The organism is Klebsiella sp. S69, from assembly GCF_016516145.1.
Lineage (GTDB): Bacteria > Pseudomonadota > Gammaproteobacteria > Enterobacterales > Enterobacteriaceae > Klebsiella > Klebsiella oxytoca.
On sequence record NZ_JACVUU010000005.1, the window covers coordinates 100815 to 118413 of the forward strand.

Annotated in this window: 12 protein-coding genes; 7 read left to right on the top strand and 5 right to left on the bottom strand. The window is 53.8% G+C overall.

Translation table 11 applies throughout. The features are described 5' to 3' along the window. Positions 1-154: 154 nt before the first annotated feature. A complete protein-coding gene (gene aroP / locus IAE27_RS06860) occupies positions 155-1525 on the bottom strand; it encodes an aromatic amino acid transporter AroP (RefSeq protein WP_160886621.1) in 1371 nt (456 codons plus the stop codon). 653 nt (positions 1526-2178) lie between these two features. Here aroP and pdhR point away from each other — a divergent pair. From pdhR to IAE27_RS06885, 5 genes are all read left to right on the top strand, one after another. Further along, positions 2179-2958 carry a pyruvate dehydrogenase complex transcriptional repressor PdhR gene (pdhR, locus tag IAE27_RS06865; protein WP_004098632.1) on the top strand — a complete coding sequence of 260 codons (780 nt, stop codon included), beginning with the start codon at positions 2179-2181 and terminating at the stop codon, positions 2956-2958. Positions 2959-3199: 241 nt separating this feature from the next. After that, positions 3200-5863, top strand: coding sequence for a pyruvate dehydrogenase (acetyl-transferring), homodimeric type (aceE, locus tag IAE27_RS06870; RefSeq protein WP_004108078.1), 2664 nt, complete (start codon positions 3200-3202; stop codon positions 5861-5863). A 14-nt stretch (positions 5864-5877) separates the two neighbouring features. Further along, positions 5878-7770: a pyruvate dehydrogenase complex dihydrolipoyllysine-residue acetyltransferase gene (gene aceF / locus IAE27_RS06875; protein WP_070555839.1), complete on the top strand. Its 1893-nt coding sequence runs from the start codon at positions 5878-5880 to the stop codon at positions 7768-7770. 207 nt (positions 7771-7977) lie between these two features. After that, entirely contained in the window at positions 7978-9402 is a 1425-nt protein-coding gene (gene lpdA / locus IAE27_RS06880) for a dihydrolipoyl dehydrogenase (RefSeq protein ID WP_004098637.1), read from the top strand. 162 nt (positions 9403-9564) lie between these two features. Further along, positions 9565-9849, top strand: coding sequence for a hypothetical protein (locus IAE27_RS06885; RefSeq protein WP_004108075.1), 285 nt, complete (start codon positions 9565-9567; stop codon positions 9847-9849). Between the two features lie 48 nt (positions 9850-9897). Here the strand turns inward: IAE27_RS06885 and IAE27_RS06890 are convergent, their stop codons facing one another. Continuing rightward, positions 9898-10698, bottom strand: a complete 801-nt coding sequence (locus IAE27_RS06890; protein ID WP_070555843.1) for a DUF2950 family protein — start codon at positions 10696-10698, stop codon at positions 9898-9900. 10 nt (positions 10699-10708) lie between these two features. Beyond that, positions 10709-12313 carry a DUF3300 domain-containing protein gene (locus IAE27_RS06895; RefSeq protein WP_115239997.1) on the bottom strand — a complete coding sequence of 535 codons (1605 nt, stop codon included), beginning with the start codon at positions 12311-12313 and terminating at the stop codon, positions 10709-10711. A gap of 356 nt (positions 12314-12669) precedes the next feature. Here IAE27_RS06895 and acnB point away from each other — a divergent pair, with 356 nt between their 5' ends. Beyond that, positions 12670-15267, top strand: a complete 2598-nt coding sequence (acnB, locus tag IAE27_RS06900) for a bifunctional aconitate hydratase 2/2-methylisocitrate dehydratase (RefSeq protein WP_004108065.1) — start codon at positions 12670-12672, stop codon at positions 15265-15267. A gap of 175 nt (positions 15268-15442) precedes the next feature. Next, on the top strand, positions 15443-15805 hold the full coding sequence (gene yacL / locus IAE27_RS06905) for a protein YacL (RefSeq protein ID WP_004108063.1): 363 nt from the start codon (positions 15443-15445) through the stop codon (positions 15803-15805). Between the two features lie 31 nt (positions 15806-15836). On the opposite strand, the gene speD is transcribed toward yacL, so the two are convergent. Continuing rightward, the gene (gene speD, locus IAE27_RS06910; protein ID WP_004108061.1) at positions 15837-16631 is read right to left on the bottom strand and encodes an adenosylmethionine decarboxylase; all 795 of its coding nucleotides are present in this window, start codon (positions 16629-16631) and stop codon (positions 15837-15839) included. A gap of 14 nt (positions 16632-16645) precedes the next feature. After that, positions 16646-17509, bottom strand: coding sequence for a polyamine aminopropyltransferase (speE, locus tag IAE27_RS06915; RefSeq protein WP_108704200.1), 864 nt, complete (start codon positions 17507-17509; stop codon positions 16646-16648). Between the last annotated feature and the right edge of the window lie 90 nt (positions 17510-17599).

The following is a 17599-nucleotide window of genomic DNA, read 5'->3' on the forward strand; positions in this document are numbered from 1 at the left end:
TATGGAGAGGATTATTAGTCGGGTAAGAGATGATTGCGTTGCAGGATAGGGTCGACGATATGGATAAATGGGTTATGACGAGGAAAGTGTGAAGCAGATAACAATGCGCTGTGCCCGCCAGCGGCGGGCGGGCACAGATTCAGGTGATGTATGATTATGCTTTAACGGCGCTGGCGGTTTTCTGCTTGAACAGATAACCGACGCCGAGAACGGCAATCCACACCGGGATCAGATAGACGGAAATCGCCATACCCGGAGTCATCAGCATAATAACCAGCACCCCGACCATAAATAGCAGGCAGATCCAGTTGCCTAACGGATAAAACAGCGCCGGGAAGCGGGTGACCACGCCCTGTTGCTGCTTAGCGCGGCGGAATTTAATGTGCGCCAGGCTAATCATCGCCCAGTTGATCACCAGCGCAGAAACCACCAGCGCCATCAGCAGACCAAACGCGGATTCCGGCGCGAAGTAGTTAATCAGTACGCACAGCGCGGTGACCAGCGCGGAAACGAGGATCGTATTAACCGGCACGCCGCGTTTATCGACGCTCATCAGCGCTTTTGGCGCGTTCCCCTGCTGGGCTAGACCGAACAGCATACGGCTGTTGCAGTATACGCAGCTGTTGTAAACGGAAAGCGCTGCGGTTAATACCACAATATTCAGGGCATTAGCGACGAAGGTATCGCCCAGTTCGTGGAAGATAAGGACGAACGGACTGGTATCGGCGGTCACGCGGCTCCACGGCAGCAGAGAGAGCAGAACGGCCAGCGATCCTACATAGAAAATCAGAATGCGGTAGATAACCTGGTTGGTCGCTTTCGGGATACTTTGCTCCGGGTTATCTGCTTCTGCGGCGGTAATACCCACCAGCTCAAGGCCGCCGAAGGAGAACATAATAATCGCCATCATCATCACCAGCCCGGTGAAGCCGTGCGGCAGGAACCCGCCTTGCTCCCACAGGTTGCGTACGGTAGCCTGCGGACCGCCGTTGCCGCTGAATAACAGCCAGCCGCCGAACAGGATCATCGCCACAACGGCGACAACTTTAATGATCGCGAACCAGAACTCCATTTCGCCAAACACCTTGACGTTAGTCAGGTTGATAGCATTGATGGCGATAAAGAAAATAGCCGCAGAAACCCAGGTGGGAATTTCCGGCCACCAGAACTGAACGTATTTCCCGACCGCGGTCAGCTCGGCCATGGCCACCAGAACGTAGAGAACCCAGTAGTTCCATCCGGAAGCAAAGCCCGCAAAGCCGCCCCAGTATTTATAGGCGAAATGACTAAATGAACCGGCTACCGGCTCTTCTACCACCATCTCGCCCAGCTGACGCATGATCAGGAAGGCAATGAAACCGGCAATTGCGTAGCCCAGAATAATACCGGGACCTGCATTTTGGATGACGGATGCACTACCCAGAAACAAACCGGTACCGATAGCGCCTCCCAGCGCAATAAGCTGAATGTGGCGGTTTTTAAGGCCGCGCTTTAGCCGATCGCCATGCTGTTGACCTTCCATCATGAAACCTCGTGTGTGGTTATGGTTATTATGTTTGTATGCGTCATCCATCAGGTGACTTCTTCGCTGTCCATCCCTGCCTGATAGCATAGTCAGCGAAGTTTCACTGAGCCTGCGCCCCGTTTTTCCCCGAGTGATGTAGCGCACATATTATTGTATGTGTGTAATTATCAAATTCCGTATGTGTACTTATTTGTTTACGCAAGGCAGAGAGGGTAATTCATGAAAAGGCCTTTCGTAACATGGAGAATAGTGATAAGCGCCGCTGAATGCACCTGCTTTATGAAGGGATGATGACGAAGCGAGCAAAAAGAAACCATTTGTAAATTATGCCAGCATACTCCGCATCTACTCCTTTCTTCTCTGTTATTCATGTTAAGTGAATTTATATTCATTAAAAAAGGCGTTGAATCGGTTCAGATAGCGTAATTTTTCGTTTCCATTTAGTTAATGCTACCTCCTTGTGAGTAAACACAACATTTGTGCAAAGTTACATTTATGAAATGTTATTTCTGTAAGGTTGTTAAAACGTGCCGGGTTTAATGATTTCAATCAAAACCTGTATGGACAGAAGGTGAATACTTTGTTACTTTAGCGATACGAACTATGAATTGGTAAGACCAATTGACTCCGGGCTAATGGCAGAGACAGGGAATATGGCCTACAGCAAGATCCGCCAACCAAAACTATCCGATGTGATAGAGCAGCAGCTGGAGTTTTTAATCCTTGAGGGGACGTTGCGCCCCGGTGAAAAGCTCCCGCCTGAACGTGAACTGGCAAAACAGTTCGACGTTTCCCGACCCTCGCTACGTGAGGCTATTCAACGCCTCGAAGCTAAGGGGTTGTTGCTTCGTCGCCAGGGGGGCGGAACGTTTGTACAAAGCCGCCTGTGGCAGAGCTTCAGCGACCCGCTGGTAGAGCTACTGTCCGACCACCCTGAATCCCAATTTGATCTGCTGGAAACCCGTCACGCGCTTGAAGGCATTGCCGCATATTACGCAGCGCTGCGCAGCAATGATGAAGATCGTGAACGCATTCGCGAGCTGCATCAGGCTATCGAGCGGGCTCAGCAGTCGGGCGATCTTGATGCTGAATCCGATGCCGTCGTCCAGTATCAAATAGCCGTCACCGAAGCGGCGCACAATGTTGTGCTGCTCCATCTACTACGCTGTATGGAGCCAATGCTGGCTCAGAACGTTCGCCAGAATTTTGAATTGTTGTACGCCCGCCGGGAAATGCTCCCGCAGGTCAGCAATCATCGCACTCGAATTTTTGAGGCGATAATCGCCGGGGAGCCGGAGCAGGCGCGTGAAGCCTCGCATCGTCACCTGGCGTTCATAGAGGAAATTTTGCTGGATCGTAGCCGTGAGCAGAGCCGTCGTGAACGCTCACTGCGTCGTTTACAGCAACGAAAGGATGAGAACTCCGGTTCTTAAGCGCCATTTTTAGAGCGCGGCAACTAAACGCAGAACCTGTCTTATTGCACTTTTAGTTGTTCAAAATAATTTTGGGTGTATCGCGGCGGCAAGCGCGCGAATCCCCGGGAGCATAGTGAACTATGCGACTGGAGTGAGGTAGCGAAGCCAACAAAGAGACAGCCAGAAGCATGAAGAACAAAGAGCGCAATGGGACAGGTTCCAGATTAATCAACGATTAGATAGATAAGGAATACCCCCCATGTCAGAACGTTTACCAAATGACGTGGATCCGATCGAAACTCGCGACTGGCTACAGGCGATCGAATCGGTCATCCGTGAAGAAGGTGTTGAGCGCGCTCAGTATCTTATTGACCAACTCCTTTCTGAAGCCCGCAAAGGCGGGGTGAAAGTGGCTGCTGGCGCATCGACCGGCGGCTACGTGAACACTATTGCCGTTGAAGATGAGCCGGAATACCCGGGTAATCTGGATCTGGAACGTCGTATCCGTTCTGCGATCCGCTGGAACGCCATCATGACCGTTCTGCGCGCATCGAAAAAAGATCTCGAACTGGGCGGCCACATGGCTTCTTTCCAGTCTTCCGCAACCTTCTACGAAGTGTGCTTTAACCACTTCTTCCGCGCACGCAACGAGCAGGACGGCGGCGACCTGGTTTACTTCCAGGGCCACATCTCTCCGGGCGTCTATGCGCGTGCTTTCCTGGAAGGTCGTCTGACTGAAGAGCAGATGAACAACTTCCGTCAGGAAGTTCACGGTAAAGGTCTGTCCTCTTATCCGCACCCGAAACTGATGCCGGAATTCTGGCAGTTCCCGACCGTCTCTATGGGTCTGGGCCCAATCGGTGCGATTTATCAGGCTAAGTTCCTGAAATATCTGGAACATCGCGGCCTGAAAGACACCTCTAAACAGACCGTTTACGCTTTCCTCGGCGACGGTGAGATGGACGAGCCGGAATCTAAAGGCGCGATCACCATCGCAACCCGTGAGAAGCTGGACAACCTGGTCTTCGTAATCAACTGTAACCTGCAGCGCCTTGACGGTCCGGTTACCGGTAATGGCAAGATCATTAACGAACTGGAAGGCATCTTTGGCGGTGCCGGCTGGAACGTTATCAAGGTTATCTGGGGCGGTCGCTGGGATGAGCTGCTGCGTAAAGATACCAGCGGTAAACTGATCCAACTGATGGAAGAAACCGTTGACGGCGATTACCAGACCTTCAAATCCAAAGACGGCGCTTACGTGCGTGAGCACTTCTTCGGTAAATATCCGGAGACCGCAGCGCTGGTTGCCGACTGGACTGACGAGCAGATCTGGGCCCTGAACCGCGGCGGTCACGATCCGAAGAAAGTCTATGCTGCACTGAAAAAAGCGCAGGAAACCAAAGGCAAAGCTACCGTAATCCTTGCCCATACCATCAAAGGTTACGGCATGGGTGACACCGCCGAAGGTAAAAACATCGCTCACCAGGTTAAGAAAATGAACATGGACGGCGTACGCTACGTCCGCGATCGTTTCAATGTGCCGGTTGCCGATGCTGATATCGAAAAACTGCCGTATGTAACCTTCCCGGAAGGTTCCGAAGAGCACACTTATCTGCACGCCCAGCGTCAGAAACTGCACGGCTATCTGCCGAGCCGTCAGACCCACTTCACTGAGAAGCTGGAGCTGCCGACCCTGGAAGATTTCCGTCCGCTGCTGGAAGAGCAGAACAAAGAGATCTCGACCACTATCGCGTTCGTACGTGCCCTGAACGTGATGCTGAAGAACAAATCCATCAAAGACCGCCTCGTGCCGATCATCGCCGATGAAGCGCGTACCTTTGGTATGGAAGGTCTGTTCCGTCAGATTGGTATCTACAGCCCGAACGGCCAGCAGTACACTCCGCAGGACCGTGAGCAGGTTGCTTACTACAAAGAAGACGAAAAAGGCCAGATTCTGCAGGAAGGTATCAACGAACTGGGTGCCGGCGCCTCCTGGCTGGCTGCTGCGACTTCTTACAGCACCAACAACCTGCCGATGATCCCGTTCTACATCTACTACTCCATGTTCGGGTTCCAGCGTATCGGCGATCTGTGCTGGCAGGCTGGCGACCAGCAGGCTCGCGGCTTCCTGATCGGCGGGACTTCCGGTCGTACCACGCTGAACGGCGAAGGTCTGCAGCACGAAGATGGCCACAGCCACATTCAGTCTCTGACTATCCCGAACTGTATCTCTTACGATCCGTCTTACGCGTACGAAGTTGCGGTCATCATGCAGGATGGTCTGGAACGTATGTACGGTGAAGCGCAAGAGAACGTTTACTACTACATCACCACGCTGAACGAAAACTACCATATGCCGGCGATGCCGGAAGGTGCCGAGGAAGGTATCCGTAAAGGTATCTATAAACTCGAAACCGTTGCAGGTAGCAAAGGTAAAGTTCAGCTGCTGGGCTCCGGTTCTATCCTGCGTCACGTGCGTGAAGCAGCGCAGATCCTGGCCAACGACTACGGCGTAGGCTCTGACGTGTACAGCGTTACCTCCTTCACCGAACTGGCGCGCGATGGCCAGGACTGTGAACGCTGGAACATGCTGCATCCGCTGGAAACTCCGCGCGTTCCGTACATTGCTCAGGTGATGAACGACGCTCCGGCAGTTGCGTCTACTGACTATATGAAACTGTTCGCTGAGCAGGTTCGTACTTACGTACCGGCTGATGATTACCGCGTACTGGGTACCGACGGCTTCGGTCGCTCTGACAGCCGTGAAAACCTGCGTCACCACTTCGAAGTTGATGCTTCCTACGTGGTGGTAGCAGCGCTGGGCGAACTGGCTAAACGTGGCGAAATCGATAAGAAAGTGGTTGCGGAAGCCATCACTAAATTCAACATCGATGCAGATAAAGTTAACCCGCGTCTGGCGTAAGAGGTAAAAGAATAATGGCTATCGAAATCAAAGTACCGGACATCGGGGCTGATGAAGTTGAAATCACCGAGATCCTGGTCAAAGTGGGCGACAAAGTTGAAGCTGAACAGTCGCTGATCACCGTAGAAGGCGACAAAGCCTCTATGGAAGTTCCGTCTCCGCAGGCTGGCGTCGTTAAAGAGATCAAAGTCTCCGTCGGCGACAAAACCGAGACCGGTAAACTGATCATGATTTTCGATTCCGCCGATGGTGCAGCAGCCGCTGCACCTGCGCAGGAAGAGAAGAAAGAAGCCGCTCCGGCTGCCGCAACGCCTGCCGCCGCGAGCGCTAAAGAAGTTCACGTACCTGATATCGGCGGTGATGAAGTTGAAGTCACTGAAATCATGGTTAAAGTGGGCGACACCATCGCCGCTGAGCAGTCGCTTATTACCGTAGAGGGCGACAAAGCCTCTATGGAAGTTCCGGCGCCGTTCGCGGGTACCGTGAAAGAGATCAAGATTAACACCGGCGATAAAGTCTCAACCGGCTCTCTGATCATGATCTTCGAAGTAGCGGGCGCAGCGCCTGCCGCAGCTCCGGCAAAAGCGGAAGCAGCTCCGGCTGCTGCTGCACCGGCAGCTTCGGGTTCTAAAGAAGTTCACGTTCCGGATATCGGCGGTGATGAAGTTGAAGTCACTGAAGTGATGGTTAAAGTGGGCGATAAGATTGCCGCTGAACAGTCGCTGATCACCGTAGAAGGCGATAAAGCCTCTATGGAAGTTCCGGCGCCGTTTGCGGGCACCGTGAAAGAGATCAAAATCAGCACCGGCGACAAAGTCTCAACCGGCTCCCTGATTATGGTCTTCGAAGTGGAAGGCGCAGCGCCTGCAGCGGCTCCGGCTAAGCAAGAAGCCGCTGCACCTGCGGCAGCTCCGGCTCAGGCGGCGAAACCTGCTGCTGCTCCTGCTGCTAAAGCGGAAGGCAAATCTGAGTTCGCTGAAAACGACGCGTACGTTCATGCAACGCCGCTGATTCGTCGCCTGGCGCGCGAGTTCGGCGTCAACCTGGCGAAAGTGAAAGGTACGGGTCGCAAAGGCCGTATCCTGCGCGAAGACGTTCAGGCTTACGTGAAAGAAGCGGTTAAACGCGCTGAAGCTGCGCCTGCGGCAACCGGTGGCGGTATCCCGGGCATGCTGCCGTGGCCGAAAGTGGACTTCAGCAAGTTTGGTGAAGTGGAAGAAGTTGAACTGGGCCGCATTCAGAAAATCTCTGGTGCTAACCTGAGCCGTAACTGGGTGATGATCCCGCACGTTACTCACTTCGACAAAACCGATATCACCGATCTGGAAGCGTTCCGTAAACAGCAGAATGCCGAAGCTGAGAAGCGTAAACTGGACGTGAAATTCACTCCGGTTGTCTTCATCATGAAAGCCGTTGCCGCTGCGCTTGAGCAAATGCCGCGCTTCAACAGCTCGCTCTCTGAAGATGGCCAGCGTCTGACGCTGAAGAAATACATCAACATCGGTGTGGCGGTTGATACCCCGAATGGCCTGGTGGTTCCGGTCTTTAAAGATGTGAACAAGAAGAGCGTAACCGAGCTGTCTCGTGAACTGACCGTGATTTCTAAGAAAGCGCGTGATGGTAAGCTGACCGCTGGCGAAATGCAGGGCGGTTGCTTCACTATCTCCAGCATCGGCGGCCTGGGTACCACCCACTTCGCGCCGATCGTTAACGCGCCGGAAGTGGCTATCCTCGGCGTGTCCAAGTCCGCGATGGAGCCGGTGTGGAATGGTAAAGAGTTTGTTCCGCGTCTGATGATGCCGATCTCTCTGTCCTTCGACCACCGCGTGATCGACGGTGCTGATGGTGCGCGCTTTATCACCATCATCAACAATATGCTGAGCGACATTCGCCGCCTGGTGATGTAAGCGAAAAGCCGGCCTGACGGCCGGCTTTTTTCTGGTAATCTCTTCTGCGTTTTGAAGTTACCAGCAATAAAGGACAAAATCGTTTGCCGTTTGTTGTTTCAAAATTGTTAACAATTTTGTAAAATGCTTGCGGATAGAACGTCCCGGTGGACATGGGCGTAAAAACTATAGCGTCAGACCCGCCGGATACAAATTACAGAGGTCATGATGAGTACTGAAATCAAAACTCAGGTCGTGGTACTTGGGGCAGGTCCCGCAGGTTATTCTGCTGCCTTCCGTTGCGCTGATTTAGGTCTGGAAACCGTCATCGTAGAACGTTACAGCACCCTCGGCGGTGTTTGCCTGAACGTCGGCTGTATCCCTTCTAAAGCACTGCTGCACGTTGCAAAAGTTATCGAAGAAGCGAAAGCGCTGGCCGAACACGGCATCGTTTTCGGTGAGCCGAAAACCGACATTGACAAGATTCGCACCTGGAAAGAAAAAGTCATCACTCAGCTGACCGGTGGTCTGGCTGGCATGGCCAAAGGTCGTAAAGTGAAGGTGGTTAACGGTCTGGGTAAATTTACCGGCGCTAACACCCTGGAAGTGGAAGGCGAAAACGGCAAAACCGTGATCAACTTCGACAACGCTATCATCGCGGCGGGTTCCCGTCCGATTGAACTGCCGTTCATTCCGCATGAAGATCCGCGCGTATGGGACTCCACCGATGCGCTGGAGCTGAAAACCGTACCAAAACGTCTGCTGGTTATGGGCGGCGGTATCATCGGTCTGGAAATGGGCACCGTATATCACGCGCTGGGTTCAGAGATTGACGTGGTTGAAATGTTCGACCAGGTTATCCCGGCTGCCGATAAAGACGTGGTGAAAGTCTTCACCAAGCGCATCAGCAAGAAATTCAACCTGATGCTGGAAACTAAAGTGACCGCCGTTGAAGCGAAAGAAGACGGTATCTACGTTTCCATGGAAGGCAAAAAAGCCCCGGCTGAAGCGCAGCGCTACGATGCCGTTCTGGTCGCTATCGGCCGCGTGCCGAACGGTAAAAACCTCGATGCCGGTAAAGCAGGCGTTGAAGTTGACGAGCGTGGCTTTATCCGCGTCGACAAACAGCTGCGCACTAACGTGCCGCATATCTTCGCGATCGGCGATATCGTTGGTCAGCCGATGCTGGCGCACAAAGGCGTTCACGAAGGCCACGTTGCCGCAGAAGTTATCGCCGGTATGAAGCACTACTTCGACCCGAAAGTTATCCCGTCTATCGCTTATACCGAACCAGAAGTTGCATGGGTTGGTCTGACAGAGAAAGAAGCGAAAGAGAAAGGCATCAGCTATGAAACCGCCACCTTCCCGTGGGCGGCTTCTGGCCGCGCTATCGCTTCTGACTGCGCTGACGGTATGACTAAACTGATTTTCGACAAAGAATCTCATCGCGTTATCGGCGGGGCGATTGTCGGCACCAACGGCGGCGAGCTGCTGGGTGAAATCGGTCTGGCGATTGAAATGGGCTGTGACGCTGAAGACATCGCGCTGACTATCCATGCTCACCCGACTCTGCACGAGTCCGTTGGCCTGGCTGCGGAAGTCTTCGAAGGTAGCATCACCGACCTGCCGAACGCGAAAGCGAAGAAAAAGTAAGTTTTTCTTTCAGGCAAAATGAAGAAGCGGCTCAGTGAGCCGCTTTTTTTATGCCTGATGTTTAGAACTGTGTCGCTGTTAATAAAATTGCACACCTTATTAATGCTTGAAAAATAGTAACTATGTAAACTTATAGCTAATTAACTATATGTGAGGTGTGTGATGAAAAGATTTTTAACGACGACGCTGTTGGCAGCAACCTTAGTTTCGGGCATGGCCTGCGCAGCTGATGCCGTTATCCCCTGGGCTGATAACAGCGGCGGTACTGAAAGTACGCATATTGCGGCTATGGGCCAGGATTTAAATATGCAGCATCAGCAGATCACGAAGACTCGCGAAGGCGTGTGGGCGGCGAATTCCGGTAGCATCAGCGCTGACGAAGCGGCGCTGAGCAGCACTAAACCGGCTTTTGCGGGCGACCCGTCTCTGATGCCCCATCAGGGCTAACTCATCATGGCGATATGGCCCGGCAGCGTTATCGCGCGCCGGGCTTTTTTACTGATCGATGGCCTGCCAGCCATTATCAGGTGAAAACTGAGAAATGGCCTGCGCCTTGTTCGGCGTTTCTTCACCTAAATTAGCCTGATAAACGCGATCATCCTGGTTGACCATAAAGCTCATGATGCCGGTTTTCCCCCATGTCGCGGGCCATGCCAGCAGGGCGACGCCATGATTGCCCCCATCTTTGATAATACGGAAACGATAGCCATGATAGCCCTCACCGGGTTCAACGGGGCTAAAGGCTGGCCCTAACGGGCTGGATGCCTCTCCCGGCGCGACGGGCCAGTAGAGCCCATCTTTCTTGCCGTCGCTGCTGATAATCTTCTGCGCCCAGGCGTGGTTTAATTGATAAAAATCCTGCTGAGCGTCAACGTAAGCGTGCATAGCCTGAATGGCTGACAGTTCATTACGACCAATTGCGCGCGTGAGAATCTCATCTTCAGCCGCGGCCATATCAAAATGCCAGCCATCGTTATCTTTGATGATGGGTATCGGCAGACGCCACTCTGTCCGGCCTACCTCCAGCCAGGCGGTATTTTCCTGCAGAACGATACGGTGGCCAACCTTCCAGTCACGCTGAAAGCGAGCGACGGCGTCAGGGTCGATGCCATCCGGCGGTAAAAATTGCTGCCAGCTATCGCCGAGCAGCTCGTTGAAAGCAGATTCATCATGCCTGCCGATTGCCTCAGCCAGCGCGCTTGCGGCCTCATCAGGGGAGGAAAACTGCTGCTGAGCTAGCGCCATGGCGGGCGCCAGGACCAGGGCCAACAGCGTCATTTTTAATAATTTTTTCATTTGCGTATCCTCAGCGATGGCGCAGTTCACGATGGGCGGATAAGTGCTCTCTGACCGCGCTGCGCTGCTCGCTGTTTAAACCTGAGATATGACGGCTCTGCAGGCCGCGTTCCCGCTGCAACTGCCAGTCGGGAGAGCGGATGTCGTTACCGCTGAGGGCATTGACGTGGAGGTCATTTAGCTTCTGCTGGTGTTGCTCGGGCGTTGCGGTCCGCAACTGTTCGCGGCGCTGCTGCTGCCCTGTGGAAGTCTGGATTTGCGTTTTTAGCGCTTCCCGATGTTGCGGTTGTACGGCGCTATGATTAACCGCCTGCGCCTGGTCATAGCCGCGATAGTTATTGCGCTGGGTCAGCTGATGCAGCTGCTGCGATGCGGCCTGACGCTGGGCATCGCGGTAAGGCGCATGTGCGTTCGAGTGACCTGCTGCTGACGCCGGGCCGGTACGCTGCTGCAGCTGAGTCATTGCAGCCTGACGCTGTGCGTTGCGATCGACTAGCTGATGTCGGGTCGCGCTCAGCCCACCGGGAACAGTGGTCTGATGGAATTGCTGCGCAATGTTGTCGTTTGGGTACGGAATATTACCGCGCCAGGTGGGATTATGCTGCCAGCTGGCATGATTCCCCGGCAGGTTTTGTCCGGTGATATGGTTGAAATTATTCACGTTGATATTGATATTATCGCCGTTGTGCGAGTAGTCGCCGTGATGATCATCATCGTGATGGTGATGATCGTCATCATGATGATGGTCATTGTCATCCCAGTCGATATTGCTGAATAAGGCGTAGGTGGTGGCGACGCCGAGGCTAAAACCAAAACCTTTTACAAAGCTATTGGTGAACTGCTCGCCGGGAGGCGGCGGCAGGTAGACTGGTGGATAGGCCGCGTCAGGCCAGGCGCCATAAACCACCGAGGGATTATAGGCCGGCACATACACGACATTCGGATCGGTGGATTCGATCTTAATAATCACTGGCGCCGGGGCGGAGGAGGTGACGGCGCTGCTACTGCGGGAAGCGGTGGTCGTTGACGTTGACGTTGACGTTGCCGGAGCCGCGGAGCTGGTGGCGGTAATGATTTTCTGCTGCGGCGTGGATTTTAACGTTCCGGTTTGCCGGGCAATGGCGCGTAAGCGCTGCACCGAGTCCATTACGTCCTGAGGTTGGGCAAGAAATGCGTTCCCCAGGTTTTCCACCCATGGCGGGTTTTCCCCCATTAACGTCAGCAGAGCGGGGAAGGCGACCAGCGATTTTACGCTGGGATCCCAGGGCTGATTTGCCACCGCCTGTACCGCCGAATCGCCTTTCATCGTCGGATGATCCTGCGACCACTGCACCGCCTGCACGACGTTGCCCGGATAAGTCGAAGCCATTAGCACCTGTGACAGTAGATTATCGGGATAGAGCGCAATCGGCGCGACCCACTGATCTATCTGTGCGGGAGTCAAGGCGGTAGTCACCGGCTGAGCGGCGGCGGTTGCCTGAGCCGTCTGCGTAACGGCAGGGGGCTCGGCAGCGGTTTGCGGTTCCCGGCTTTTTACATACAGCGTACCCGCGGCGGCGAGTAGCCCGGCGCTGCAAAGCAGGGCGAGCACGTGGGGTTTGAAAGGCAGCGTCATGAGTACTCCCGACACAAAAGTTGGCCCGTTTCGACTGACTATTGTCGAACGACGGAGAAGTGCCTGAGTATTAAGGAGGGCGCATTTGCGTTTTTGATTTTTGTTGGGATTGTGGTCAGTTATGTGTAACAGAATTAATTTTATCTTCCGCTAAACTGACATAAAACCTGCAATATTCTGCCCTTAACGATTCAGCTAATTTTTAATGTTGCTTTTTTGTAAACAGATTAACACCCCGCCAAAATCCTGCTATGCTGCCGACGCGGTATCGGGCATTTACCCTACAAACTGCTGTCTCACAGGAGCGTGAAGAGAATCGCCTACCGCATTTTACAATGAGAGCGAGGAGAACCGTCGTGCTAGAAGAATACCGTAAGCACGTAGCTGAGCGTGCCGCCGAGGGGATTGTTGCCAAACCCTTAGATGCAACCCAAATGGCCGCGCTGGTAGAACTGCTGAAAAACCCGCCTGCGGGTGAAGAAGAATTCCTGTTAGACCTGTTAATTAACCGCGTACCGCCAGGCGTCGACGAAGCCGCCTATGTTAAAGCCGGATTCCTTGCCGCGATCGCTAAAGGCGAAGCGACCTCCCCACTGGTTACCCCTGAAAAAGCTATCGAACTGCTGGGCACCATGCAGGGCGGTTACAATATTCATCCCCTGATTGACGCGCTCGACGACGCAAAGCTGGCGCCGATTGCCGCCAAAGCGCTGTCCCACACCCTGCTGATGTTTGATAATTTCTACGACGTAGAAGAGAAAGCCAAAGCGGGCAACGCATATGCCAAACAGGTGATGCAATCCTGGGCAGACGCTGAGTGGTTCCTGAGCCGTCCTCAGCTGGCCGATAAAATCACCGTGACCGTTTTTAAAGTGACCGGTGAAACCAATACTGATGACCTGTCCCCGGCTCCTGATGCCTGGTCTCGTCCGGATATCCCGCTGCACGCGCTGGCGATGCTGAAAAACGCCCGTGAAGGTATCGACCCGGATCAGCCTGGCGTCGTTGGCCCGATTAAGCAAATTGAAGCCCTGCAGCAAAAAGGCTTCCCGCTGGCCTACGTTGGTGATGTCGTTGGTACCGGTTCATCGCGTAAATCCGCCACCAACTCGGTGCTGTGGTTTATGGGCGACGATATTCCGAACGTGCCGAACAAACGCGGCGGCGGTCTGGTTCTCGGCGGCAAAATTGCGCCTATCTTCTTCAACACCATGGAAGATGCTGGCGCGCTGCCGATTGAAGTTGACGTAAACCGCCTGAATATGGGCGACGTCATCGACGTTTATCCGTTCAAAGGCGAAGTGCGTAACCACGAAACCGGCGAGCTGCTGGCGAACTTCGAACTGAAAACCGACGTGCTGATCGACGAAGTCCGCGCCGGTGGCCGTATTCCACTGATTATCGGTCGCGGCCTGACCACCAAAGCGCGTGAAGCGCTGGGTCTGCCGCACAGCGATGTTTTCCGTCAGGCGAAAGATGTAGCGGAAAGTAGCCGCGGATACTCGCTGGCGCAGAAAATGGTTGGCCGCGCCTGCGGCGTTGCCGGCGTCCGTCCGGGCGCTTATTGCGAACCGAAGATGACCTCCGTAGGCTCTCAGGACACCACTGGCCCAATGACCCGTGATGAGCTGAAAGACCTGGCCTGTCTGGGCTTCTCTGCCGACCTGGTGATGCAGTCCTTCTGCCACACCGCTGCGTATCCGAAGCCGGTTGACGTGACAACGCACCATACGCTGCCGGACTTCATTATGAACCGCGGCGGCGTATCGCTGCGTCCGGGCGATGGCGTTATCCACTCCTGGCTGAACCGTATGCTGCTGCCGGATACCGTGGGCACCGGCGGTGACTCGCATACCCGTTTCCCGATTGGTATCTCTTTCCCGGCAGGCTCCGGTCTGGTGGCGTTTGCCGCAGCAACCGGCGTTATGCCGCTGGATATGCCGGAATCAGTACTGGTTCGCTTTAAAGGCAAAATGCAGCCGGGTATCACTCTGCGCGATCTGGTGCATGCGATCCCGCTGTACGCAATCAAACAAGGTCTGCTGACCGTTGAGAAGAAAGGGAAGAAAAACATCTTCTCTGGCCGCATTCTGGAAATTGAAGGTCTGCCGGATCTGAAGGTCGAGCAGGCGTTTGAGCTGACCGATGCCTCCGCCGAGCGTTCTGCCGCCGGCTGTACCATCAAGCTGAACAAAGAGCCGATTGTTGAATATCTGACCTCCAATATCGTCCTGCTGAAGTGGATGATCGCCGAAGGTTACGGCGATCGTCGTACGCTGGAGCGTCGCGTTCAGGGCATGGAAAAATGGCTGGCCGATCCGCAGCTGCTGGAAGGCGATGCGGATGCAGAATATGCGGCGGTGATCGAGATCGATCTGGCCGATATCAAAGAGCCTATCCTCTGCGCGCCGAACGATCCGGACGATGCGCGTCTGCTGTCCGACGTGCAGGGTGAGAAGATCGATGAAGTCTTTATCGGTTCCTGCATGACCAACATTGGCCACTTCCGCGCGGCCGGTAAGCTGCTGGACAGCCACAAAGGCCAACTGCCGACTCGCCTGTGGGTGGCGCCGCCAACCCGTATGGATGCTGCGCAGCTGACTGAAGAAGGCTACTACAGCGTGTTCGGTAAGAGCGGTGCGCGTATTGAAATTCCTGGCTGCTCCCTGTGTATGGGTAACCAGGCGCGCGTTGCCGACGGTGCGACGGTGGTTTCAACCTCAACCCGTAACTTCCCGAACCGTTTAGGTACCGGCGCTAACGTCTTCCTGGCTTCTGCGGAGCTGGCGGCCGTTGCGGCGCTGATTGGTAAGCTACCGACACCGGAAGAGTATCAGACCTACGTTGCTCAGGTGGATAAAACCGCGGCGGATACCTACCGCTACCTGAACTTCGATCAGCTGGGTCAGTATACTGAGAAGGCTGATGGGGTGATTTTCCAGACCGCGGTATAACGCAATAAGTCAGCGTTGTACATAATCCCTTCAATGCCCGGTGAACATTGCATCACCGGGCATTTTTATTTCCAATCCCTCCGTCAGCGACGCTTTTTTTCTCTCTGACTGCTGCGATAATGACGTTATGGGTACAGTGCAGCGGTGACGCACTGCCCTTGCAGAGGAAAAGACTATGGATTACGAATTTCTGCGCGATATTACCGGAGTGGTAAAGGTGCGAATGTCGATGGACCATGAGGCGCTCGGCCACTGGTTCAACGAGGAGGTTAAAGGCAACCTTGCCCTGCTGGATGAAGTAGAGCAGGCTGCGCGTACCATTAAAGGCAGCGAACGTTCCTGGCAACGTGCTGGCCATGAATACACGCTATGGCTGGATGGTGAAGAAGTGATGATCCGCGCTAATCAGCTGGATTTTTCCGGCGATGAGATAGAAGAGGGGATGAGCTACTATGACGAAGAAAGCCTCTCGCTCTGCGGCGTTGAAGATTTTTTGCAGGTCGTTGCTGCCTACCGGGAGTTTATGCAGCAGCGCTAAGTCTGGCGGAGCCTCCGTGCTCCGCCGGGCGTTACACCGCCGGAATATTTCTTGCGTAGTAAATTTCGCGCATCTCTTTCCAGAGCCGATCGGTGATGACCCTGCGCTCTTCTTCCGTTAAATCTTCCGGCCTGGTGTGAAACATGTAGTGCTTAAGGTCGAACTCCTTCAGCAACATCTTGGTATGGAAAATATTTTCCTGATAAACGTTCACGTCCACCATGTCATACAAAGATTTAATATCCTCGGACATGAAGTTTTGAATGGAGTTGATTTCATGATCGATGAAGTGCTTCATACCGTTCACATCACGGGTGAAGCCGCGAACGCGGTAATCGATGGTGACGATATCGGATTCAAGCTGGTGAATCAGATAGTTCAGGGCTTTCAGCGGCGAAATGACCCCGCAGGTTGAGACTTCAATATCGGCGCGGAAGGTGCACAGCCCGCCTTCAGGATGGCTTTCCGGGTAGGTGTGAACGCAAATATGGCTTTTATCGAGATGCGCCACGACGGTTTCCGGTAGCGGGCCCGGGTGTTCCGTCTGATCGATGAGCTGCGGGTCGATCGGCTCTTCGCTGACCAGAATAGTCACGCTGGCGCCCTGAGGTTCATAATCCTGACGGGCAATGTTAAGAATATTGGCGCCGATAATCGAACAGGTCTCCGACAAAATTTCTGTCAGGCGGTTGGCGTTATAGAGTTCATCAATATAGGCGATGTAGCCATCGCGCTCCTCTGCCGTTTTTGCGTAGCAGATATCATAAATGCAAAAACTCAGGCTTTTGGTCAGATTGTTAAAGCCGTGCAGCTTCAATTTTTTCAATTTAGATCACCCCCTTACTTAACGGTGGATAGCGCATCCAGTAAATATTGCGGTAAAGCAAATGCCGCCGCGTGAATTGCCGGGTTGTAATAGCGACACTTCAGGTTTGACTTGTGAAAACGGGCCTGGATGATTTCACTGGAAAGATGGCGCAGGGCTTCATTGTCCGTGGCCCACGCGAAGGTCATGATGCCGCCGTAATAGGTTGGGATCGCCGCCTGATAGAAGCTTACATCACCAAAGTAATGGCTGAGCTTACGATGGCTATCGACGGCTTCATCCTGCTGCAGGAAACTAACGCCGTTCTGAGCAACGAAGATTCCTCCTGGATTGAGGCAGCGTTTGCAGCCTTCGTAAAAGGCGGAAGTGAACAGGCTCTCGCCGGGACCGATAGGATCGGTGCAGTCGGAGATAATGACGTCAAACGTTTGCGCGGTTTGATTAACAAAATTGACGCCATCGTCAATAACCAGCGTAAAGCGCGGGTCATCGTACGCGCCAGCATTATGATTAGGGAGATACTGGCGGCAGAATGAAACTACGCCCGCGTCAATTTCAACCATGGTGATGGTTTCGATGTTGCGATGACGGGAGACTTCGCGCAGCATTGCGCCATCGCCGCCGCCGATGATTAATACATGTTTCGCCTGGCCGTGGGCCATCAAAGGAACATGGGTCAACATTTCATGATAGATAAACTCATCACGTTCGGTGGTTTGCACTACGCCATCCAGCGCCATCACGCGGCCAAAGGCAGCGTTTTCGAATATGATTAAATCCTGATGATCGGTTTTCTCATGATACAGTACGTTATCAACGCTGAAATACTGACCAAAATGGTCGTGCAGCGTTTCATGCCACAGATTGCTATCGGCCACGGGCAGATCCTCCTTTGTTAACACCTGTTACACCCATTAAAAATGAGCGCAACATCATAGCCAACTATAGAAGATGATGCACGGTGGATA

Bases quoted from the DNA above. Each gene is read 5' to 3' on its own strand.
- pdhR (WP_004098632.1), top strand. From the start codon at position 2,179: ATGGCCTACAGCAAGATCCGCCAACCAAAACTATCCGATGTGATAGAG.
- aceE (WP_004108078.1), top strand. From the start codon at position 3,200: ATGTCAGAACGTTTACCAAATGACGTGGATCCGATCGAAACTCGCGAC.
- IAE27_RS06885 (WP_004108075.1), top strand. From the start codon at position 9,565: ATGAAAAGATTTTTAACGACGACGCTGTTGGCAGCAACCTTAGTTTCG.
- lpdA (WP_004098637.1), top strand. From the start codon at position 7,978: ATGAGTACTGAAATCAAAACTCAGGTCGTGGTACTTGGGGCAGGTCCC.
- aroP (WP_160886621.1), bottom strand. From the start codon at position 1,525: ATGATGGAAGGTCAACAGCATGGCGATCGGCTAAAGCGCGGCCTTAAA.
- IAE27_RS06895 (WP_115239997.1), bottom strand. From the start codon at position 12,313: ATGACGCTGCCTTTCAAACCCCACGTGCTCGCCCTGCTTTGCAGCGCC.
- yacL (WP_004108063.1), top strand. From the start codon at position 15,443: ATGGATTACGAATTTCTGCGCGATATTACCGGAGTGGTAAAGGTGCGA.
- aceF (WP_070555839.1), top strand. From the start codon at position 5,878: ATGGCTATCGAAATCAAAGTACCGGACATCGGGGCTGATGAAGTTGAA.
- IAE27_RS06890 (WP_070555843.1), bottom strand. From the start codon at position 10,698: ATGAAAAAATTATTAAAAATGACGCTGTTGGCCCTGGTCCTGGCGCCC.